20 protein-coding genes, 1 riboswitch and 1 other annotated feature are annotated in these 24,128 nt (G+C 35.0%); of the genes, 19 read left to right on the top strand and 1 reads right to left on the bottom strand.

Translation table 11 applies throughout. The features are described 5' to 3' along the window. The first annotated feature begins 114 nt into the window (after positions 1–114). The 4 genes from yaaA to gyrA are packed head-to-tail and all read left to right on the top strand — an operon-like array spanning position 115 to position 6,043. Positions 115–345: a S4 domain-containing protein YaaA gene (yaaA, locus tag LQ673_RS11755; protein WP_269750679.1), complete on the top strand. Its 231-nt coding sequence runs from the start codon at positions 115–117 to the stop codon at positions 343–345. 3 nt (positions 346–348) lie between these two features. Then, on the top strand, positions 349–1,464 hold the full coding sequence (recF, locus tag LQ673_RS11750; RefSeq protein ID WP_037589481.1) for a DNA replication/repair protein RecF: 1,116 nt from the start codon (positions 349–351) through the stop codon (positions 1,462–1,464). Positions 1,465–1,486: 22 nt separating this feature from the next. After that, positions 1,487–3,409: a DNA topoisomerase (ATP-hydrolyzing) subunit B gene (gyrB, locus tag LQ673_RS11745; RefSeq protein ID WP_239745060.1), complete on the top strand. Its 1,923-nt coding sequence runs from the start codon at positions 1,487–1,489 to the stop codon at positions 3,407–3,409. A gap of 33 nt (positions 3,410–3,442) precedes the next feature. Beyond that, positions 3,443–6,043: a DNA gyrase subunit A gene (gyrA, locus tag LQ673_RS11740; protein WP_126476375.1), complete on the top strand. Its 2,601-nt coding sequence runs from the start codon at positions 3,443–3,445 to the stop codon at positions 6,041–6,043. Between the two features lie 73 nt (positions 6,044–6,116). Here the strand turns inward: gyrA and LQ673_RS11735 are convergent, their stop codons facing one another. Then, the gene (locus tag LQ673_RS11735) at positions 6,117–6,926 is read right to left on the bottom strand and encodes an NAD(P)H-hydrate dehydratase (protein ID WP_025906240.1); all 810 of its coding nucleotides are present in this window, start codon (positions 6,924–6,926) and stop codon (positions 6,117–6,119) included. A 222-nt stretch (positions 6,927–7,148) separates the two neighbouring features. Between LQ673_RS11735 and hutP the strand changes: the two genes are divergently transcribed. The 15 genes from hutP to LQ673_RS11660 all read left to right on the top strand — a co-directional run bounded on the left by hutP (position 7,149) and on the right by LQ673_RS11660 (position 23,871). Then, complete coding sequence (gene hutP, locus LQ673_RS11730) at positions 7,149–7,586, top strand: hut operon transcriptional regulator HutP (protein ID WP_037589484.1); 438 nt, start codon at positions 7,149–7,151, stop codon at positions 7,584–7,586. Between the two features lie 94 nt (positions 7,587–7,680). Further along, a complete protein-coding gene (gene hutH, locus LQ673_RS11725) occupies positions 7,681–9,165 on the top strand; it encodes a histidine ammonia-lyase (RefSeq protein WP_037589485.1) in 1,485 nt (494 codons plus the stop codon). A gap of 69 nt (positions 9,166–9,234) precedes the next feature. After that, positions 9,235–10,902 (top strand): urocanate hydratase, encoded by a 1,668-nt coding sequence (gene hutU / locus LQ673_RS11720; protein ID WP_239705804.1) that lies wholly within the window; start codon positions 9,235–9,237, stop codon positions 10,900–10,902. Further along, entirely contained in the window at positions 10,895–12,136 is a 1,242-nt protein-coding gene (gene hutI, locus LQ673_RS11715) for an imidazolonepropionase (protein ID WP_239705803.1), read from the top strand. Before hutU ends, hutI begins: the two co-directional genes overlap by 8 nt. Positions 12,137–12,184: 48 nt before the next feature. Then, positions 12,185–12,380, top strand: a binding site (T-box leader). Positions 12,381–12,443: 63 nt separating this feature from the next. Next, positions 12,444–13,721, top strand: coding sequence for a serine--tRNA ligase (gene serS / locus LQ673_RS11710; RefSeq protein ID WP_204188938.1), 1,278 nt, complete (start codon positions 12,444–12,446; stop codon positions 13,719–13,721). 125 nt (positions 13,722–13,846) lie between these two features. Beyond that, positions 13,847–14,362: a YceI family protein gene (locus LQ673_RS11705; RefSeq protein ID WP_025906249.1), complete on the top strand. Its 516-nt coding sequence runs from the start codon at positions 13,847–13,849 to the stop codon at positions 14,360–14,362. A gap of 275 nt (positions 14,363–14,637) precedes the next feature. After that, a complete protein-coding gene (locus tag LQ673_RS11700; protein ID WP_049320762.1) occupies positions 14,638–15,282 on the top strand; it encodes an AzlC family ABC transporter permease in 645 nt (214 codons plus the stop codon). After that, positions 15,279–15,605: an AzlD domain-containing protein gene (locus tag LQ673_RS11695; RefSeq protein WP_159315755.1), complete on the top strand. Its 327-nt coding sequence runs from the start codon at positions 15,279–15,281 to the stop codon at positions 15,603–15,605. Before LQ673_RS11700 ends, LQ673_RS11695 begins: the two co-directional genes overlap by 4 nt. A 66-nt stretch (positions 15,606–15,671) precedes the next feature. After that, a riboswitch (SAM riboswitch) is annotated at positions 15,672–15,773 on the top strand. Between the two features lie 71 nt (positions 15,774–15,844). Further along, on the top strand, positions 15,845–16,813 hold the full coding sequence (gene metX, locus LQ673_RS11690; protein ID WP_239705845.1) for a homoserine O-acetyltransferase MetX: 969 nt from the start codon (positions 15,845–15,847) through the stop codon (positions 16,811–16,813). Positions 16,814–16,894: 81 nt separating this feature from the next. Then, entirely contained in the window at positions 16,895–17,812 is a 918-nt protein-coding gene (locus LQ673_RS11685; protein WP_239705844.1) for a DUF2232 domain-containing protein, read from the top strand. A gap of 14 nt (positions 17,813–17,826) precedes the next feature. Beyond that, a complete protein-coding gene (locus LQ673_RS11680; protein ID WP_037589491.1) occupies positions 17,827–19,791 on the top strand; it encodes a DHH family phosphoesterase in 1,965 nt (654 codons plus the stop codon). Next, complete coding sequence (gene rplI, locus LQ673_RS11675; RefSeq protein WP_037589493.1) at positions 19,791–20,237, top strand: 50S ribosomal protein L9; 447 nt, start codon at positions 19,791–19,793, stop codon at positions 20,235–20,237. The genes LQ673_RS11680 and rplI overlap by 1 nt, the downstream gene beginning before the upstream one ends. A gap of 99 nt (positions 20,238–20,336) precedes the next feature. Further along, the gene (gene dnaB / locus LQ673_RS11670; RefSeq protein ID WP_025906258.1) at positions 20,337–21,737 is read left to right on the top strand and encodes a replicative DNA helicase; all 1,401 of its coding nucleotides are present in this window, start codon (positions 20,337–20,339) and stop codon (positions 21,735–21,737) included. A gap of 285 nt (positions 21,738–22,022) precedes the next feature. Then, on the top strand, positions 22,023–23,309 hold the full coding sequence (locus LQ673_RS11665) for an adenylosuccinate synthase (protein ID WP_037589494.1): 1,287 nt from the start codon (positions 22,023–22,025) through the stop codon (positions 23,307–23,309). 388 nt (positions 23,310–23,697) lie between these two features. Continuing rightward, positions 23,698–23,871 (top strand): hypothetical protein, encoded by a 174-nt coding sequence (locus LQ673_RS11660; RefSeq protein WP_239705802.1) that lies wholly within the window; start codon positions 23,698–23,700, stop codon positions 23,869–23,871. Positions 23,872–24,128 lie beyond the last annotated feature (257 nt).

Raw genomic sequence — 24,128 nt, 5'->3', positions numbered from 1 at the left:
CACTTAGAATATAAATATTTTGAAGATTAATTTATCTTAAAATGAATTGTGCGTAAAAGCATGATTTTTTGGTGAAAAAAAGGTATAATATAGAGATGACTAATTAAGATTGGAGTGAAGATAGTGGTACAAGATATCTCAGTAAAAGACGATATTACTTTAGGTCAATTCCTAAAAAATGAAGGCGTCATTGGAACGGGTGGTCAGGCTAAATGGTTCCTCCAAGATGAAGAAGTATTAATAAATGGTGAACGTGAAACTCGTCGTGGCAAAAAATTACATGATGGTGATTTAGTCGAAATTCCTTCTGAAGGTCAATTTCGTATTAACCATCTCAGTGAATAGATTATGATATTACAGAAACTTACTTTAACTCATTATAGAAATTATGATAAATGTACACTTGATTTTAATTCCAATGTTAATATATTAATTGGTGAGAACGCGCAAGGTAAGACGAATTTATTAGAATCTATCTATACTTTAGCACTGGCTAAAAGTCATAGGACTTCGAATGATAAAGAACTCATACAGTTTGGTGAAGAGTATGGTAAAATAGAAGGTGAACTAAGTTATCGCCATGGCTCAATGCCTATTTCTTTAATCATTACGAAAAAAGGCAAAAAGGCGAGAGTTAATCATCTAGAACAGAGCCGATTAACGCAGTATATTGGTCACTTAAATGTGGTGTTGTTCGCACCAGAAGATTTAAATATTGTAAAAGGTAGCCCGCAAATCAGACGACGTTTTATTGATATGGAACTCGGTCAGATGTCTGCGGTCTATTTAAATCATTTATCTAATTATCAAAGATTACTTAAACAAAAAAATCATTACCTCAAACAATTACAAATTGGGAAAATGAAAGATCGAACGATGTTAGAAGTATTCAATGAGCAATTTTCAGAAGCGGCAGCCAATGTGACTTTGAAACGTGCTCACTTTATTCGTGAATTAGAAAAGATTGCCGAAGTGATTCATCAAGGCATTACGAGCGAAAAAGAAAGTTTAAAGGTTCAATATGAGCCGAATATTAAACTATCAGAAACATATCAAGATGTAACTGAACTGAAAGAGGCTTTTTGTTCGTTGCTTAATGATTCAATGGATAAAGAGATTGAACGTGGAAGTGCACGCTTTGGACCGCATAGAGACGACATTAGTTTTCATGTTAATGATATGAATGTACAAACTTATGGTTCTCAAGGACAGCAACGTACGACAGCATTATCTATAAAGCTTGCTGAGATTGAGTTGATTAATCAAGTTGTTGGTGAATATCCAATTCTACTGTTAGACGATGTGCTAAGTGAACTTGATGATAATCGCCAAACCCATTTATTAAGTACAATTCAAGAGAAGGTACAAACGTTTGTAACAACAACATCTGTTGATGGAATAGAGCATGAGATTATGAAAGATGCCAAGGTATTTAACGTATCTAAAGGCAATATTATTGAGTAGATGAAAGTGAAGGTGGAAATACGTGTCAGAACAAAATAACGCTTCAAGTTATGGTGCAGATCAGATACAAGTATTAGAAGGTTTAGAGGCAGTCCGTAAACGCCCTGGTATGTATATAGGTTCTACATCTGTAAGAGGATTACATCATCTCGTTTGGGAAATTGTAGATAACAGTATCGATGAAGCATTAGCTGGATATGCAGATCATGTTGAACTTGTAATAGAAAAGGACAATTGGATTAAAGTAACAGATAACGGTAGAGGTATACCTGTTGATATTCAAGAGAAAATGGGACGTCCTGCTGTAGAAGTTATCTTAACAGTACTTCATGCCGGTGGTAAATTTGGCGGTGGCGGATACAAAGTATCTGGTGGTTTACATGGTGTAGGTTCATCTGTCGTAAATGCGCTATCTTCTAATTTAGAAGTTTACGTTCACCTTAACAATAAAATTTATCATCAAGCGTATGAAAGAGGTGTACCAGCATTTGATTTGAAAGTCATTGGTGACACAGATCATACAGGTACAACAATACGCTTTAAAGCTGACGGTAAAATCTTTACTGAAACAACTGAATATGACTATGAAACATTACAAAAACGTATTCGTGAATTAGCATTCTTAAATAAAGGTATCCAAATTTCATTGAGAGATGAAAGAGATGACGAAAACATTCAAGAAGATTCATACCACTATGAAGGCGGTATTAAATCTTATGTTGAAATGTTAAATAAATCTAAAGAAGTACTATATGATGAGCCAATTTATATTCACGATACTAAAGATGACGTAGAAGTTGAGATTGCCATTCAATATAACAATGGTTTTGCGACGAATTTATTAACTTATGCGAACAACATTCATACTTATGAAGGTGGTACGCATGAGGATGGATTTAAACGTGCATTAACGCGTGTTATTAACAGCTATGGTATTAAGAACAAGCTTCTTAAAGAAGGCGAAGAAAAGCTATCTGGTGAAGACGTACGTGAAGGTATGACAGCTGTTGTATCTGTTAAACACGGTGATCCTCAATTCGAAGGTCAAACAAAGACTAAATTAGGTAACTCAGAAGTACGTCAAATCGTTGATAAATTATTCTCTGAACTCTTTGAACGATTCTTATTAGAGAATCCAAACGTTGCAAGAATTATTGTAGATAAAGGTGTGATGGCTTCTAGAGCACGTCTTGCCGCTAAAAAAGCGAGAGAAGTTACAAGACGTAAATCAGCATTAGAAGTATCAAGCTTACCTGGTAAACTTGCAGATTGTTCAAGTAAGAAACCTGAAGAATGTGAATTATACATCGTTGAGGGTGACTCTGCCGGGGGGTCTGCTAAATTAGGTCGTGACTCTAAGACACAAGCGATTCTACCATTACGTGGTAAGATTTTAAACGTAGAAAAAGCACGTTTAGATAGAATTTTAGGTAATAACGAAATTCGTGCCATGATTACAGGTCTAGGAACAGGTATTGGTGGAGAGTTTGATATTAGTAAAGCGAGATATCATAAATTAGTGATCATGACAGATGCCGATGTCGATGGTGCACATATTAGAACGTTATTATTAACATTCTTCTATAGATTTATGAGACCACTTATTGAAGCGGGTTATGTATACATTGCACAACCACCTTTATACAAAGTAGAACAAGGTAAGAAAAAATATTATGTATTTAACGATAGAGAATTAGATAAATTAAAAGAAGAACTTAGCTCAACACCGAAATTGTCTATAGCACGTTATAAAGGTCTTGGAGAGATGAATGCTGATCAATTGTGGGAAACAACAATGAATCCTGAACATCGTTCAATGCTTCAAGTAACACTAACAGATGCGATAGAAGCTGACGAAACTTTTGAAATGCTTATGGGAGATGTTGTTGAGTTTCGTCGTCAATTTATTGAAGAAAATGCCGAATACGCAACGTTAGATATATAAAGCATCATTTACGATTTAAGGAGGATATGATTAATGGCTGAAATACCACAATCAAGAGTTAGTGAACGTAACATCAGTAAAGAAATGAAAGAATCATTCTTAGACTATGCAATGAGTGTAATTGTATCTCGTGCATTACCCGATGTTAGAGACGGTTTAAAACCAGTTCATAGACGTATTTTATATGGTATGAATGATCAAGGTATGACTTCAGACAAACCTTACAAGAAGTCTGCACGTATTGTTGGTGACGTAATGGGTAAATATCACCCTCACGGTGACTCATCTATTTATGAAGCAATGGTACGTATGGCACAAGACTTTAGTTATAGATATCCATTAGTAGATGGCCAAGGGAACTTTGGTTCTATGGATGGTGATGGTGCTGCTGCAATGCGTTATACAGAAGCACGTATGGCTAAAATTACAAGTGAATTATTAAGAGATATCAATAAAGATACGATTGATTTCCAAGACAACTACGATGGTAACGAAAGAGAGCCGGTAGTCTTACCTGCAAGATTCCCTAATTTATTGGTGAATGGTACATCAGGTATCGCAGTTGGTATGGCAACAAATATTCCACCTCATAACTTGAATGAAGTTATAGACGGCGTATTAGCGCTTAGTCATAACCCAGAAATTACGACAAATGAGTTAATGGATATCGTTCATGGTCCTGACTTCCCAACAGCTGGTTTAATTATGGGTAGAAGTGGCATTAGACGTGCATACGAAACTGGTCGTGGATCAATCTTAATGAGAGCACGTTCTGAAATCGAAGTTATGAAAAATGGTAAAGAACGTATCGTCATTTCTGAAATACCTTACCAAGTTAATAAAGCAAGATTAATCGAGAAAATTGCTGAATTAGCACGTGATAAGAAAATTGAAGGTATTACAGACTTAAGAGATGAAACAAGCTTAAAAGTCGGTGTACGTATTGTTATAGAAGTCAGAAAAGATGCGAATGCTAATGTTATTCTTAACAACCTATACAAACAAACACCATTACAAACATCATTTGGTGTGAATATGATTGCATTAGTTGATGGTAAACCTAAATTATTAGGCTTACGTGCAGTTCTATATCATTATTTAGAACACCAAAAAGATGTCGTAACAAGACGTACGAAATATAACTTGAAAAAAGCTCAAGATAGAGCGCATATTCTAGAAGGTTTAAGAATCGCATTAGATCATATCGATGAAATCATTACATTAATTCGTGAATCACAAAGTGACTCAGAAGCGATGGAAGGTTTACAAAATCGTTTCAACCTTTCTGAAAGACAAGCACAAGCGATTTTAGATATGCGTTTACGTCGTTTAACTGGTTTAGAACGCGACAAAATCGAAAAAGAATATCAAGATTTACTTAAACTTATTGAAGAATTAAAAGAGATTTTACGTGATGAAGAAAAATTACTAGAAATCATTCGAGAAGAAATTACTGAAATAAGAGATAAATATGGTGATGAGCGTCGTACAGAAATTACGGCAGCAGGTCTTGATCAAATTGAAGATGAAGACTTAATCCCAGAAGAACAAATCGTTATTTCATTAAGTCATAACAACTATATTAAACGATTACCAGTATCTACATATCGTTCACAAAATAGAGGTGGACGTGGTGTACAAGGTATGAATACGATAGAAGATGACTTTGTTAGCCAACTCGTAACATTAAGTACACATGATAATGTCTTATTCTTTACGAATAAAGGTCGTGTCTACAAACTTAAAGGTTACGAAATTCCTGAAATGTCTAGACAATCTAAAGGCTTGCCAATCGTTAATGCTTTAGAAATTGAAAAAGATGAAATGATTAGTACGATGATAGCTGTTAAGGACTTATCAAGTGAAGAAGATTACTTAGTCTTTGCTACTAAACATGGTACAGTTAAACGTTCTAAATTATCTAATTTCTCACGTATTAACAAAAATGGTAAAATCGCGATCAACTTTAAAGAAGGCGACGAGCTTATTGCGGTTAGACTTACGGATGGTACGAAAGAAATCATTATTGGTACGAAACATGCATCATTAATACGCTTTGATGAATCTAAATTACGCCCATTAGGAAGAACAGCAGCGGGTGTGAAAGGTATTACATTAAGAGAAGATGATGAAGTTATCGGATTAGATGTTACAGATGAAGATCAACAAGATGAAATACTTATCGTAACTGAAAAAGGTTATGGTAAACGTACGTCAGCTGATCAATATCGTATCTCTAATAGAGGTGGTAAAGGTATTAAGACTGCCACTCTAACTGAGAAGAATGGTAACCTTGTTTGTATCACAACGGTCAACGGTGACGAAGACTTGATGATTGTTACAAATTCAGGTGTCATCATTAGATTACACGTAGCAGATATCTCTCAAAATGGTAGAAGTGCTCAAGGTGTAAGATTAATCCGTTTAGGTGAAAATCAACATGTTGCAACAGTAGCTAAAGTTGAACCAGACGAAGATGAAATTGCAGAATCACCTGTTGAAGGAGTGTTAGAAGAAACAACAGAAACTGAAGCTGTTGAAACTGACGCTCAAGAAGGTAAAGAAGATTTAAGAGAAGACTTCATGGAACGTGTAAATGAAGACATCGAAGAACAAGATAATGACGAAGAATAATATATAAAAAGAAGCATATCACGAACTTATTGATGAACATCAGTAGCGTGATATGCTTTTTTATTTTGAATATTTAAGCTTCGAATGATTTCATAGCATATGGAATTTCATCTATAAGTTTGGATGGTGGTACGATATACATATCTTTAGAAAGCTTTTCACCAATATAACTGTGAATATACGTTGCGTTAATAACCGCTTCTTCTAAATCAAATTGTCCAACGAAACTTGTGATCATGCCTGCTAACGTATCTCCCATTCCACCTGTTGCCATAGCGGGTGTACCGATAGATAATTTATATTCATGATCTTTAAAGAATAATTCAGTACCATGTTTTTTCAATACGACAGTTGCATTTAACGCATCAACCGCTTCTTTATTGTTTTCATAAGTTTGTTCTTCAATCGGGATATTACTCAGTCTTTCCCATTCTTTTTGGTGAGGTGTAAAGATAATCTCACATTCAGGTAAAGTATGCTTTAACTTACTTAAAATCGTAATAGCATCTCCATCAATAATTAATGTTTGGTGTGGCTGAATATTTTGGAATAGAAATGTTAATGTGTTATTCCCTTTAAAATCTAAACCGAGACCTGGACCTATTAAAATACAATCCGATTGCTCAATTAATTTAGAAAGCTTTTTTAAATCCGTGATATCTGAAACCATTGCTTCAGGACATCTTGAATGTAATGCAGCAAAATTGGATGAATGTGTAGAAACAGTTATAAGTCCACTACCACTAAATACACATGCCCTTGCTGCTAAAATAATTGCGCCACCTAAATTAGCGTTACCTCCGATTAATAATATCCTACCATAATCCCCTTTATGAGATTCTTGTTCTCTTTTTGGAATTGTGACAGATGAAATAGTCTTCATATTAACCCACCTTCAAATAATTGTACGATTTATTATGCCACTTAAAGTTGAAATTGAACAGAGAATTTTCCAAAACGTAACAAATAAATTACTTTAACAGGCTAATATATTAATCAATCACTGAGCTATGGATGTGCTAAAAAGTATTGTCAGAAAATTTCTGAAAGCGTATACTTAATATAAATATAGACATTAGTTATTAGATGAGATAGGAGCTTTCACATGACTGAACAAATATCAATTGGGAAGTACGCTACGTTATTAACGATCACAGATGAGCAAACGGCAAAGCAATTAATGCCTCAATGTCATGATATGCAATTTATTGTAGGTAAAATTGGCACAATGTCATTAAATAAAATCATCGCATCTGTTGAAACAGCGGCTAGAAGACAAGGGATTATTTCGGAAAGTCAGTATAGAGAAACACACGCGTTATACCATGCGATTTTAGAAGCGGTGAATGGTATTACAAGAGGTGAATTATCTATTGGTGAAATTATGCGAACGGTTGGCTTAAAGTTTTCAATAGTTAGAGGTTATCCTTACCAAGATAAAGCAGAAGGTGAGTGGATAGCTGTGAGTTTGTACGGTACAATCGGAGCGCCTATAAAAGGTAAAGAACATGAAACAATTGGGTTAGGTATCAATCATATATAAGACATAGAAACACCTACTAGATATTAGATATAAGAAAGGTGCAACAAATTTTGATTTGTTGTATTTTTTTGTGTCCTAAAAAGGAGTGTTTTCAGTGAACTTAGTATTGAATGGTAAAGATTTAACAATTCAAGACATTAAACAATTCTTGAAAGAAGATGGTCAAATATCTATTTCGGAAGAAGCGTTAGTTAATGTCAGAAAAAGTCGAGAAACAGTAGAAAAAATCATTAAAAATAAAGAAACGATTTATGGTATTACGACAGGTTTCGGATTATTTAGTGATGTATTAATAGAAAAAGAAAAATATAATGATTTACAAGTCAATTTAATCCGTTCTCATTCATGTGGTACGGGTAAACCTTTTCCAGATAATGTGTCATTAATCATGATGGTCTTAAGGTTAAATACAATGTTAAAAGGCCATTCAGGTGTAACAGAAAAACTTGTTTCGTTATTAGTAGAATTTATTAATAGAAGAATCATTCCTGTCATACCTGAGCAAGGATCGTTAGGTGCTTCAGGAGATTTAGCACCATTATCTCACTTAGCTTTAGCGTTAATTGGTGAAGGAGACGTCCATTATAAAGGTGAAACAAGAAATGCGAAAGAAGTCTTACACGAAGTAGGATTGGAACCACATTCGTTACAAGCGAAAGAAGGATTAGCCCTTATAAACGGTACACAAGCGATGACATCTCAAGGTGTAATTGCATATATTGAAGCTGAAAATATTGCATATCACGCAGAATGGATTGCTGCATTAACACATCAAGCACTGAACGGTATCGTAGACGCATATGATGAGCATGTGCATATCGTTAGAAACTTTAATGAACAAGTTGAAGTAGCAGAGCGTATGAGAAATTGGTTAGAAGGTTCTAAATTAACGACTAGACAAGGTGAAGTACGCGTACAAGATGCATATACATTGAGATGTATACCGCAAATACACGGCGCAAGCTTCCAAGTATTAAATTATGTAAAAGAAAAATTAGAATTAGAAATGAACGCAGCAAATGATAATCCATTAATATTTGATAACGATGACGAAACACTCGTAATCTCAGGTGGTAACTTCCACGGACAACCAATAGCATTTGCCGTAGATTTCTTAAAAATTGGTGTCGCTGAATTAGCGAATGTATCAGAAAGAAGACTTGAAAGATTAGTTAATCCACAACTCAATGGCGGATTACCAGCATTCTTAAGTCCAGAACCAGGCTTACAAAGCGGTGCAATGATCATGCAATATGCAGCAGCATCACTCGTATCAGAGAATAAGACATTAGCACATCCAGCAAGCGTGGATTCAATCCCATCTTCTGCAAACCAAGAAGACCATGTATCAATGGGAACAATTGGCGCAAGACATGCATATCAAATTATACAGAACGTACGAAGAGTTATTTCTATAGAATGTATTATCGCGTTGCAAGCAGTAGAAATAAAAGGTGTAGACAAACTATCACCGAAGACAAAAGCAAAATACGAAGAATTAAGATCAATCGTACCTTCAATCACACAAGATAGAGTATTCCATCATGATATAGAGAAAGTTTGTGAATATTTGAGATAGTTAACTAAATACGTATAAAGTTCAATTCTATTTTAAGCATTTAATATTTTAGAAAAGGGGAAATGAGATATGTCTAGAGCGATTAAAGCGAAAAAAGGTTTGGAAATTGAGTGTAAAGGTTGGGAGCAAGAAGCGGTTCTAAGAATGTTATACAACAACCTTGATCCTGAGGTTGCGGAACATCCTGAGAAGTTAGTTGTATATGGTGGTATTGGTAAAGCAGCGCGTAACTGGGAAAGTTTCGACTCGATTGTTGATACGTTAAGAAGATTAGAAAATGATGAAACGATGCTTGTTCAATCTGGTAAGCCTGTTGCTGTTTTCAAAACGCATGAAGAAGCACCGCGTGTATTATTATCAAACTCTGTATTAGTACCTAAATGGGCTAACTGGGAACATTTCCATGAATTAGATAAAAAAGGGCTTATGATGTACGGTCAAATGACTGCTGGTAGCTGGATCTATATTGGTTCTCAAGGTATTGTTCAAGGTACTTACGAGACGTTTGCTGAATGTGCGAACCAACATTTTGGAGGATCATTAGAAGGTACGATTACGTTAACAGCTGGATTAGGCGGTATGGGTGGTGCTCAACCATTAGCTGTAACGATGAATGGTGGGGTTGCTATCTGTGTAGACGTCGATCCGTCTAGAATTGAAAAACGTATCGAAACAAGATATTGTGATGTTATGACAGATTCATTAGATGAGGCTTTAGAAAAAGCAGAAGAAGCTAAAAAAGCGGGTAAACCTTTATCAATAGGTTTAGTAGGTAATGCTGCTGAAATTCATCATGAAATCTTAAATAGAGGATTTAAAATTGATATTGTAACAGACCAAACTTCTGCACATGATCCATTGAACGGTTATGTTCCTGAAGGCTATTCACTTGAAGAAGCAGATAAACTTCGTGAAAGTGACCCTAAAAAATATGTAGAATTATCTTCAGCATCTATGAAAAAACATGTAGAAGCAATGTTATTATTCCAAAAAAATGGTGCTGTTGCATTTGACTATGGTAATAATATTAGACAAGTAGCATTCGATGAAGGTTTAGAAAATGCATTTGATTTCCCAGGATTCGTACCTGCATATATCCGTCCATTATTCTGTGAAGGTAAAGGACCATTTAGATTTGCTGCTTTAAGTGGTGACCCTAAAGATATTGAAAGAGCAGACGAATTAATGCGTGAACTCTTCCCTGAAGATGAAAAATTAATGCGTTGGTTAGATATGGCAAGTGAAAAAATTGCTTTCCAAGGATTACCTTCAAGAATTGCATGGCTTGGATATGGCGAACGTGCAAAAATGGGATTAGCATTAAATGAACTTGTTAGAAAAGGTGAAATATCAGCACCAATCGTTATTGGACGTGACCACTTAGATTCAGGTTCAGTAGCATCACCAAACAGAGAAACAGAATCTATGAAAGACGGATCAGATGCTGTAGGTGACTGGGCAATCTTAAATGCACTTGTAAATACAGCTGCAGGTGGTTCTTGGATTTCAGTTCACCATGGTGGCGGTGTAGGTATGGGTTACTCATTACACGCTGGTATGGTTGTTGTAGCAGACGGTAGTGAACGTGCTGATAGAAGACTAGGCAGAGTATTAACAACTGACCCAGGTATGGGTGTAGCAAGACATGCCGATGCAGGGTATGACATTGCAATTGATACTGCAAAAGAAAGAAACGTAGATATTCCAATGTTAAAGGAGAAAGATAACCATGAATGATATCATCATCCAACATATAGGCGAATTAATTTTGCCAAAGAAGACTGACGGACCTCTTAAAGGGAAAGCTTTAAATGAATTAAATATTATCAAGAATGGTACAGTTGTTATAAATGAAGGTAAAGTCGTTTATGCAGGTGAACATACTGAAGAATTTGAAGCTAAAGAAGTCATTGATGCCACTCATAAAGTTATATCACCAGGTTTAGTAGACGCACATACACACTTAGTGTTTGGCGGGTCTAGAGAACATGAAATGGCACTTAAACAACAAGGGGTAAGTTATCTTGATATCTTAAAACAAGGTGGCGGAATTTTAAGTACGGTTGAAGCGACTCGTGAATCAAGCGAAGAAACACTATACGAAAAATCTAAAAAAGAAATTATTAGAATGATTCAATTCGGTACGACAACTGTAGAAGCTAAAAGTGGTTATGGGTTAGATAAAGCAACTGAATTAAAACAATTAAATGTGGCACATCAATTAGCACAAGACTTACCGATTCGAATGAAACATACATTTTTAGGACCACACGCAGTGCCTAAAGATGCGAAAGACAATGCAACATTCTTACAAGAAATGATTGATTTATTAGACGATGTGAAAGATAAAGCTGACTTCGCGGATATCTTCTGTGAAACAGGTGTATTCACAATTGAAGAATCAAGACGTTATATGCAAGCAGCAAAAGATAAAGGTTTAAAAGTTAAAATTCATGCTGATGAAATCGATCCACTTGGTGGACTAGGGTTAGCGATAGATGAAGGTGCAATATCTGCAGACCATCTCGTAGCTTCTAGTGAGGAAGATAAGAAAGCGTTAAAAGACAGCGACACTGTAGCTGTATTATTGCCAGGCACAACGTTCTATTTAGGTAAAGATCAATATGCAGATGCTAGAGGTATGATTGATCATAACGGTGCAGTAGCAATTGCGACTGACTTCAATCCAGGTAGCTGTGTGACAGACAACCTTCAACTTGTAATGAGCATTGCGGCATTAAAGCTTAAACTGACGCCTAATGAAATTTGGAATGCTGTTACAGTTAATGCAGCTAAAGCAATAGATGCAGAAGCAGGTACACTTGAAGTTGGCGATCAAGCTGATGTAGTCGTATGGGATATTCCAAACCATGAATATTTACCATATCATTACGGTGTAAACCATGCCGAAACAGTGATTATTAACGGTAAAACAGTTTATAAAAATACAGGTCTCTTGACTGAATCTTAAGTATAGCTTGAAAATGTGATATCAATTTGATATATTTATGTTAATTTAATAACTATATTGTTTAGGAATAAGTAATTTAAGCGTACATGTATAGAGAGCTTGTGGTTGGTGCAAACAAGTCATGAAACTTAAACGAATCTATCCTTTTAAGAAGAACAATCGGTAGAAACCGTTATATGACTTAGAGTGCAGTTTTTAATAACTGTTAAATAGGGTGGCAACGCGTAAGCACCACGTCCCTTGTGTAACAACGAGGAACGTGGTGCTTTTTTCTTAAACAATTATAGTATAAGAGGGAGGAAATATTATGTTAGACATTAGATTAATTAGGTCTGAACCGGAATTTGTTAAAGATAAAGTAGCTAAAAGAGGTGACGATCCAAAGGTCATCGATGAAATTTTAGAATTAGACAAAAAGCGCCGTGAACTCATCGCTCAAACAGAAGAACTTAAATCACGTCGTAATAAAGTAAGCGGGGAAATTGCACAGAAGAAACGCAATAAAGAAAATGCAGACGATGTTATTTTAGAAATGCGTCAAGTTGGCGATCAAATTAAAGAAATCGACCAAAATTTAAATCAATTAAATGAAGATGTTAACTACAAATTAGTAAGAATTCCTAATTTAATTAGTGATGAAACACCAGTTGGTAAAGATGAAGATGATAATGTAGAAGTACGTAAATGGGGTACACCACGTCAATTTGATTTTGAATCTAAAGCGCACTGGGACTTGGTTGAAAGTCTTAAAATGGCAGACTTTGAAAGAGCTGCTAAAGTATCAGGTGCACGCTTCGTATTCTTAACAGGTCAAGGTGCACAACTTGAAAGAGCACTTATGAACTTCATGGTAACAATGCATACAACGCAACATGGTTATACTGAAATGATGGTACCTCAACTTGTAAACGCAGATTCTATGTTTGGTACAAGCCAATTACCTAAATTTGAAGAAGATTTATTCAAAGTAGAAAAAGAAGGCTTATATACAATTCCAACAGCTGAAGTACCTTTAACAAACTTCTATCGTGATGAAGTGTTACAAGATGAACAATTCCCAATTAAATTTACAGGGCAATCTGCATGTTTCAGAAGTGAAGCTGGATCAGCAGGTAGAGATACAAGAGGTTTGATTAGATTGCACCAATTTAACAAAGTTGAAATGGTGAGATATGAAAGACCTGAAGATTCATTTAAAGCGCTAGAAGAGTTAACTCAACACGCTGAAAATATTTTACAAGCTTTAGAATTACCATACAGAACTGTGAACTTATGTACAGGAGATATTGGATTTGGAAGCTCTAAAACATATGATATAGAAGTATGGCTACCAAGTTACAATGATTATAAAGAAATCAGCTCATGTTCAAATATGACAGATTTCCAAGCACGAAGAGCAAATATAAGATTTAAACGAAACAAAGATGCGAAACCAGAATACGTACACACACTAAACGGAAGTGGTTTAGCAGTAGGTCGTACATTTGCTGCAATCGTTGAAAACTACCAAAATGAAGACGGTACAATCACTGTACCTGAAGTGTTAGTACCATTTATGGGCGGCTTAAAAACAATTAAATTATAAATGAGTTAAATCTCTCAAAAAGGGTAATCATATATTGGTTACTCTTTTTTTTGATTTAATGCTTGAATATACTTTTTATATTTGATATACTAAGTATACAAAATAAATAAAGGGAGTTTTGACACATGACAAATTTCAATTTCGACAAAGCACACAGTAGTTTAGAATTTACAGTAAAACATTTAATGGTATCTCGCGTTAAAGGTACTTTCGAAGATTATAACGTAGAAGTATCAGGAGATATCAATGACCTTTCTACATTAAAAGCAACAGTTACAATAAAAGCAGATTCAATTAACACTAAAAACGCTGACCGTGACGCTCACTTAAAATCAGCTGACTTCTTTAGTGCAGATGAAAACCCAAATATTACATTTGAAACAAAATCAATCAGTGAAGATTCAATTACAGGTGATTTAACAATCGCTGGTGTAACACACGAAGAAACATTCGACGTTGATTTCAACGGCGTAAGTAAAAACCCATTAAACGGTGAAACAGTAACAGGTTTCGCAGTAACTGGTAAAATCGACCGTGAAAAATACGGCGTATCATTTAACCAAGCATTAGAAACTGGTGGCGTAATGATCGGTAGAGATGTTAAATTCGAAGCAAGTGCAGAATTCGGTTTAAGTGAATAATTTATATAGATAATCAAACAGTAGAAATTCATTCAATTGAATTTCTGCTGTTTTTTATTTAATTATTTTCCGAATATTTAATCAAGTGTTATTGATAAAGTAATATAGGTATGATAAAACTAATACATATTAAAATTCTTTAGAGGTAAGTAAGACTGAGGTTAGACAAACGTTAGACTTACCTTTATCTATAGATTGGAGGCATCGTTGTGACAAGTACGAGTATTACGAATAAAGGTTTGTTTCTTCAAGGTGTGAAAGACTGTATACCTACTATGCTTGGGTACTTTAGTGTTGCGCTAGCGTTTGGTATTGTCGGTATTTCATCTGGTTTATCTATTTTAGAAATTGCGTTGTTGTCTATTTTTGTCTATGCGGGTGCTGCTCAATTTATTATATGTGCGTTGGTCGCCATCCACTCCCCTATTTCAGCAATTCTATTGACGGTATTTTTTGTTAACTCAAGAATGTTTCTTCAAAGTTTAGCTTTAGTCCCAGCATTTAAAGGTAATGGTTTCTGGTCGAATATAGGAATAGGTACGCTTGTAACGGATGAGTCATTTGGTGTTGCGATTACGAAATATGCGAAAGAGAAATCGCTCAATGCGACTTGGATGCATGGTTTAAATATTTCAGCTTATTTATTATGGATTGTCACATCTATAATTGGTGGTTTAGTTGGTAACTTAATACCTAAACCTGAAATGTTTGGCCTCGATTATGCTTTAACAGCGATGTTTATATTTTTATTGATTGCTCAGTTTGAAACGATACATAAAAGCAAAGTCTTAGTATATCTTTATTTAATTTTATTAACGATTGTATGCATGCTTATTCTGACATTATTTATGCCAACTTATTTATCTATTATTGTGTCGACAATTATTGCTTCTGTCGTAGGGGTGGTGTTTGATAAATGAGTATATCGATGTATTTAATTTTAATTACGGTAAGTTGTTTCGTTTTAACTTGGATTATCCGTGTTTCTCCATTTGTATTGTTATCAAAAGCGGATTTACCTGAAAGTGTGATCAAGTGGTTACAATATGTGCCGGTATGTCTCTTTACGGCATTAATACTAGAAGGCATGTTGAATCAAGAAGGCAATGCTGGATTTACGCTTAATTTTGAGAGCATTATTGTAGCGATACCAACGATTCTAATAGCGCTCATATTTAGAAGTTTAACGATTACAGTTATAGCCGGTATGTTTATTATGGCGATTGTGAGATTAGTCTTTTAATTTCATTCGTTAACTTATTGAAAGAAATGCTCATTTCTAGTATTCTTAATATAAATTACATAGCAAAGCTTATTCAGAGAAGTTGAGGGAATTGGCCCGACGACACTTCAGCAACCGGTCATAACAGATACGGTGCTACTACCAACGATTATACTCGCATAATAAGGATGATGAGGACTTCTTACTTCTTTGACGAATAAGAAGTCTTTCAATTTAAATAAGAGGGGGGTTTTAATGTGATTATTTCTCGAGAAACAGGCATAGTAGATCTTGGACATTTTGAAACAGAATCTGGTGAAGTGATTGATAACTTGAAACTTCAATATGAGTATGTGGGTTATAAAGGCCAGCCACTCGTTGTAGTTTGTCATGCGTTAACTGGCAACCATTTAACATATGGTGATGATGAGCATGCAGGTTGGTGGCGTGAAATTATAGATGGCGGTTACCTTTCAATTAATGATTATCAATTTATAACATTTAATGTAATTGGCAGTCCTTATGGATCAAGTTCAAGATTGAATACACCTAATTTCCCGGAACATTTGACGATGAGAGATGTTGCGAGAGCAAATATATTAGGTTTGAAACAATTTGGTTACGAAAAAATTGACGTATTAATTGGTGGCTCTTTAGGTGGAATGCAAACGTTAGAAATGCTTTATGACGGTTCGTTTGAAGTGAAAAAAGCAGTCATATTAGCTGCGACAGAGAAGACTTCATCATATAGTAGAGCATTTAATGAAATTGCTAGGCAAGTTATTCATATGAACGGACAAGACGGTTTAAGCATCGCAAGACAACTTGGCTTTTTAACGTATCGTTCAAGTAAAGATTACGAATCAAGATTCTCTGCAGATGATGTAGTAAGCTACCAAAAATATCAAGGAAATAAATTTAAAGAAACATTCGATAAAGACTGCTATTTAACATTGTTAGATGTATTAGATAGTCATGACATATTTAGAGGACGAGATGATGTTGAAGAACGTCTACGTCAATTAGAAACGAAAGTATTAACGTTAGGATTTGCGGATGATTTATTATATCCAGATGACCAAGTAAGAGCTTTAGGTCGATTCTTTAAATATCACAGACATTTCTATGTACAAGACAACGTTGGCCATGATGGATTTTTATTGAATTTTGGAGATTGGGCGCCGAACGTTTATCATTTCTTAAAATTATATAAATTTAAAGCACGCTGATATCAACTTAAAAGTCACCTACATTGTTTTAAAGGATAAAAATCTGTAAAATAGAGAAAGATGTTTAATTTAGATTGGGAAGTGAAAAATTTGTCTTTTAAAGTCGATATAAAAGCGACAATCATAGCAACACTTGTACTAGTTCTAAGTGCCGCTATTATAAACTTTGTACCATTATTAGCAATATTGATCATACCATTTATTACGATACCAGGAACGATTCTTTGGTATCGCTCTAAACCGTCCTTTTTTGTGACGGTTGTCATAACGTTATGTGCAACTGTTTTATTTAATCATGTATTCTTATTAACTGCCATGACACTTGTTATTTTTATGAGTGTATTTATTGGGCAGTTACTTATTGAGCGTACATCTAAAGAACGTATGTTGTATTTAGTGACAACATTTATGAGTATTTTGACGATATGTAGTGTGTTAATTTTACAAATTACGGGAAACTTACCTTTAACAAGCAAATTCTTTAGTCAGTATCATGATGTATTACTGTCATATTTCCAAATGGGTGGCAATATAACAACTGAAATCGAAGAATCATTACAAGTTTCATTAGAAATATTACAAGCGAGCATTCCTGGGTATATAGTATTATGGGTATTCTTATTAGTGCTTGTGAATTTAGTTGTGACGTTTCCGATTTTAAGAAAATTCAAAGTCGCAACACCTGTGTTCAGACCATTATTTATGTGGCAAATCAATAGAAGTGTAGCATTTGTTTTTGTGATTACAGTGCTCGTGAGTTTGTTTGTCACACAAGACAATGTCGTCGCGTATGGCATAGTCACTAACTTACAATTTGTGTTAGAATGGGTTATATTTATACAAGCATTATCGTTGTTCCATTTATTTGTAAAAGTTAAAAAATTACCAATTATAGTAGGTGTCATCATCTTTGTAATGGCATTTATATTTAAACCGTTTGCGTACTTATTCGGTTTAATGGACATTTGGTTTAACTTGAAACAACGTATAAAAAAGTAAATTGAGGTGAGTTTATGAACCGTCAATCTGTTAAAAAAGCCCTAATATTTCCGTACATTATTATGATGATATTAGCTTTGGTGCTAGTCGTATTCAGTTTTTTTAATTCAATATTTTGGGCGATTATTTCGACGGTTGCTACGATAATTCTAATTGCAGTAAGCATATTTTTTGTTAGACAGAGCTTTTTGAAATTAGATTTATATATTGGGAGTTTAGCCGGTAGAATTACGAAAAGTAAAACAAGTGCAGTCAGTGACTTACCAATAGGCGTCATATTATTAGACAAAAATGATCATATCGAATGGATTAATAATTTTGCTAATAAACGATTAGAACGAGACGTTTTAGACGAACCAATTAACGAAGTATTTCCAAATATTTTAAAAAGATTAGAAAATACTTCAGAAGTAGAGATTGAAGAAGGATCATACAAATATAAAGTCACTTATACTGAAGATGAACAGTCTATTTATCTGTTTGATATTACTGAATCTTCCCGTGTATATGAATTATATGAAAATGAAAAACCAATCATAGCAACTATTTTCTTAGATAACTTTGATGAAATTACACAGAATATGAATGACTCTCAACGTTCAGAAATTAATAGTTTGATTACAAGCGTTATAGATGACTGGTCATCACGTTATCAACTGTTTATTAAACGTTATAGTGCTGATCAATTTATCGCGTTATTAAACAAGAGTATATTAGAAGATATCGAAACGTTGAAGTTCAACTTATTAGATGATTTAAGAGATAAGACAAGAGAAATCGGTCACCAATTAACACTGAGTATCGGTATTGGTGAAGGTAGTGAGAACTTAATTGAGCTAGGTGAACTATCACAATCAAGTTTAGACTTAGCACTCGGCCGTGGTGGTGACCAAGTAGCCATTAAAAATAGTAATGGTAACGTGAGATTCTACGGCGGTAAGACTGACCCGATGGAAAAAAGAACAAGAGTACGTGCGCGTGTGATATCTCATGCGTTGCGAGATATCTTAATTGAAGGTGACAAAGTGATCATTATGGGTCATAAATCACCAGATATGGACGCAATCGGTGCAGCAATCGGTGTATCACGTATTGCGAAGATGAATAATCTTGAATCATATATTGTATTAAACGATTCGGATATTGATAGTACATTAGAACGTGTGATGGCTGAAATAGACGAGAAGCCTGATTTGAAAGAAAGATTTATTACATCAGAAGAAGCTTGGCATGAAATGACACCACGTACAACACTTGTTGTCGTAGATACACATAAACCTGAACTTGTAATTGATGAGAACTTGCTTAATAAAGCAAATAGAAAAGTCGTTATTGACCACCATCGTCGAGGCGAAAGTATTATCTCAAGTCCATTACTTGTTTATATGGAACCTTATGCAAGTTCGACAGCTGAGCTTGTTACAGAGTTGTTAGAATATCAACCAACAGAACATCGTTTAACGAGAATCGAATCAACGATTATGTTAGCCGGTATTATTGTGGATACACGTAACTTTACATTAAGAACAGGATCAAGAACATTTGATGCTGCGAGCTTTTTAAGAAGTCATGGTGCAGATACGATTCTTTGTCAGCACTTCTTAAAAGACGATATCGATACGTATATTAAACGTTCAGACTTAATTAAGACAGTTAAATTATTCCGCGGTGGTGTCGCAATTGCGCATGGTGAAGATCATGAAACGTATCACCCCGTTACAGTTGCACAAGCAGCAGATGAATTGCTTGGCTTAGAAGGTGTAGAAGCATCTTATGTAGTAGCACGAAGATCAGAAGACACAATTGGTATTTCTGCCCGTTCGTTAGGAGAAGTAAACGTACAATTAACGATGGAAGCACTCGGTGGAGGCGGCCACTTATCCAATGCTGCAACACAAATTAAAAATACAACAGTAGAAAAAGCAATCGAAGCATTAGTTGAGGTTGTTGAATCAGATGATAAAGGAGTGGAAGAATAATGAAAGTTATTTTCACACAAGATGTTAAAGGTAAAGGTAAAAAAGGTGAAGTGAAAGATGTACCAGTAGGATATGGTCAAAACTATTTAATCAAAAATAATTATGCTGTAGAAGCAACACCTGGAAACCTCAAACAATTAGAACAACAAAACAAACGTCAAGAAGAATTAAAACAACAAGAAATAGAAGATGCTAAAGCACTTGCGGAAAAACTTAAAGAATTAGAAGTTAAAATTCCAGCTAAAACAGGTGAAGGCGGTAAATTATTCGGATCAGTAAGTACGAAACAAATTACGCAAGCATTAGATAAACAACACAAAATCAAAGTTGATAAACGTAAAATGGACTTACCAAATGGTATTCACAGTTTAGGTTATACAAATGTACCAATTAAACTACACAATAAAGTTTCTGGTACATTAAAAGTACATGTTGTTGAAGAATAAAGGCATCAATAAAATGGTCGGTATTTGATTTACCGACCTATTTTAATGCGTTATAATAAAAATTATTAAAAATGGAAAGGAGTAATCAGTATGGATGGTATGGATAATATGATGAACCCAAAACAAATGCCCCATAGTATAGAGGCTGAACAATCTGTTATCGGTGCAATCTTGATTGATCCTGAACTGATTAACTCAACAGGTGAAACATTAATACCTGAAGCTTTCTATCGTGCAAATCATCAACACATATTTAGAGCGATGTTAATGCTAAATGAACAGAATAAAGAAATTGACTCTGTTACATTGATGGACCAGTTGGCTGCAGAATCATTATTAGAAGAAGCGGGCGGTCCAGCCTATTTAGCAGAATTAGCAAATAATGTCCCTACAACAAGAAACATACATTTCTACATAGATATTGTGTTTAAACATGCAGTGAAACGCCAACTCATTCGTGTGGCGGATAGTATTGCTGAAGATGGGTATAATCCTGAACTTGATTTAGAATCATTGTTAGGAGATGCAGAAAAGAGAATTTTAGAGATTTCTGCTTCAAGAGGTACGGAAGGCTTCAAAGATATTAAAGATGTATTAAGTATTGTGTTTGATAATGCTGAACAGCTCGATCAAAATAACGGACAAACACCAGGTATACCAACTGGTTATCGAGATTTAGACCAAATGACAGCAGGATTTAACCGAAATGATTTAATCATTATTGCGGCACGTCCATCAGTAGGTAAGACTGCCTTCGCATTAAATATCGCACAACAAGTTGCAACGCACCAAGACTTGTATTCAGTTGGGATTTTCTCTTTAGAGATGGGTGCCGATCAACTTGCTACACGTATGATATGTAGTACGGGAAATGTCGATTCAAATAGATTGCGTACAGGTTCAATGACTGAAGAAGACTGGAGCAGATTTACAGTTGCAGTAGGTAAACTATCAAGAACGAAAATCTTTATCGATGATACACCAGGTATCCGAATTACGGATATTCGTGCTAAATGTCGTAGGCTCAAACAAGAACATGGATTAGATATGATCATGATTGACTACTTACAATTAATTCAAGGTAGTGGATCTCGTAGTTCAGATAATAGACAACAAGAAGTATCAGAAATCTCTCGTATGCTTAAAGCAATCGCAAGAGAATTAGAATGTCCCGTTATTGCGTTAAGTCAGTTATCTCGTGGTGTTGAACAACGACAAGATAAGAGACCAATGATGAGTGATATTCGTGAATCAGGTTCGATTGAGCAAGATGCGGATATCGTTGCCTTCTTATATAGAGATGACTATTACTCAAGGGGCGGCGAAGATGAAGACGGAGAAGCGGTCGATGCAGGTGCACAAGACGAGAATGGTGAAATTGAAATCATTATCGCTAAACAACGTAACGGCCCAACAGGAACCGTAAAACTACACTTCATGAAACAATATAACAAATTCACCGATATTGACTATCAACATGCCGGAATGGAATTTGGATAAAAAAGTTTTTAAGCTAAAAGACGTACATTTATTGTATATTATGCAAAAATGTACGTCTTTTGTTTTGTGTAAAGTAACACTTATGTACTTAAGTTTGTGTTTTTGAAAATGAATAAAATGGTTGTAATCCTTTTAAATACTGTGGTTAAGGTGTTTTTTAGCAATTCTAGGACGAATGGAGATTGTAATTTGACACTCGTAATTAATGTTCGTTTTTAGTTTGCAATTTAAGGATAGTACTGATAGAATACTTAATGGTTAATGAGAAAAAGCGGAGGTGCTCACATGTCATCAATCGTAGTCGTTGGGACGCAATGGGGAGACGAAGGTAAAGGTAAAATTACAGATTTCTTAGCAGAGGATGCAAACGTTATTGCACGTTTTTCAGGTGGTAACAATGCAGGTCACACAATTAAATTTGATGGAGAAACTTACAAATTGCATTTAGTACCATCAGGTATTTTTTATCAAGAGAAATCAAGTGTTATCGGTAACGGTGTAGTTGTTGATCCAGTAGCTTTATTGAAAGAATTAGATGCTTTAAATGAACGCGGAGTTGCAACAGACAATTTAAGAATTTCAAACCGTGCGCAAGTCATCTTACCATATCATCTTAAACAAGATGAATTAGAAGAAGAAAAACGCGGTGACAACAAAATTGGTACAACTAAAAAAGGTATCGGTCCAGCTTATGTAGATAAAGCACAACGTATCGGTATCCGTATGGCTGATTTATTAGATAAAGAAACTTTTGAAAAACGCTTAAAAGAAAATCTTGAATATAAAAATGAATTATTCGAAAAAATGTTCAACGCTGAAGGTTTCACTTTTGAAGAAATTTTTGAAACTTACTATGCAGCAGGACAACGTTTGAAAGAATATGTAACAGACACAGCTAAATTATTAGATGATGCTTTCGTAAACAATGAAAAAGTATTATTCGAAGGTGCTCAAGGTGTGATGTTAGATATCGACCACGGTACATATCCATTCGTTACTTCAAGTAATCCAATTGCAGGTAACGTTACAGTAGGTGGCGGTGTTGGTCCAACATACGTATCTAAAGTAATTGGTGTATGTAAAGCTTATACATCTCGTGTAGGAGACGGTCCATTCCCAACAGAATTATTTGATGAAGATGGTCACCATATCCGTGAAGTAGGTCGTGAATACGGTACAACAACTGGAAGACCACGTCGTGTAGGTTGGTTTGACTCAGTAGTTCTACGTCACTCACGCCGTGTAAGTGGTATTACAGATTTATCAATCAACTCAATTGACGTATTAACAGGATTAAAAACAGTTAAAATCTGTACAGCATACGAAATTGACGGTGTTGAAATCACTGAATACCCAGCAAACTTAAACGAATTAGAACGTTGTAAACCAATCTTTGAAGAACTACCAGGTTGGGAAGAAGACATCACAGGATGCCGTTCATTAGAAGAATTACCAGATAACGCACGCCGTTATTTAGAACGCATCTCTGAATTATGTAACGTTAAAATTTCTATCTTCTCAGTAGGACCAGATAGAAACCAAACAAACCTATTAGAAAACTTATGGGACTAATAAAATAAAGAGAAACCAGCAGATACGTAGCGTATCTGCTGGTTTTTTCATATTGGGGGAAGGGGTTGTGTGGTTTGGAGTGAGTTGAGGTGATGAGTTGGTTGGGGGGTGTTGAGCGTTGATATAAGGTGATGAGGGGTGAGTTGGGTTGGGGTGGACAGGATTGTTTAGAGTTGGGTTGGGAAAGCGGACGAGATTGGGGGCAGATGTGAGTTAAAGGCGGAATAAACTCACGAGATGGTTGAAGATGTGAGTTAAAGAGGCAGTAAACTCACGAGATCGTAAAAATTTTAGAAGTAAAAAGTAGAAATATTGTTTATACTAGCGAATTTAAATTATCTGTTTTAAAATTTAGACAAGATAATAAACAAAAGGAGGATCTCAAACTATGACTAAAAAACGATCTAAATCAGATAATAAAAATTTACCTTTAAATGAAAATGAACGCGAAGAACTTGAAAGACTTAGAAAAGAAAATGAGACGTTAAAGGAAGGTATAGCCTATCAAAAAAAGTTACAGGCCTTGACTGATATATATGGAAGCAACAATCAGAAAAAATAAAGGTCATTAAGGGCTACATGAAACATATAATATACTCATTAAGGTTTATATTTTTAAGTTCTGTTCAAAGTCATGGCTTAAGTACTGAATAAAGCCAAGAGATCGCCCAAGTCATGGCTTAAGTCCTGAATAAAGCCAAGAGATTGTCTAAGTCTTAGCTTAACGTCTGAATAAAGCCAAGAGATTGTCTAAGTCTTAGCTTAACGTCTGAATAAAGCCAAGAGATTGGCCGAGTCATGGCTTAAGTCCTGAATAAA

The sequence above is a fragment of the Mammaliicoccus sp. O-M54 genome, assembly GCF_022386035.1.
Lineage (GTDB): Bacteria > Bacillota > Bacilli > Staphylococcales > Staphylococcaceae > Mammaliicoccus > Mammaliicoccus sciuri_A.
The sequence above is the reverse complement of the archived record's forward strand: the minus strand, read 5'-3'. Positions and strand labels throughout refer to the sequence as shown.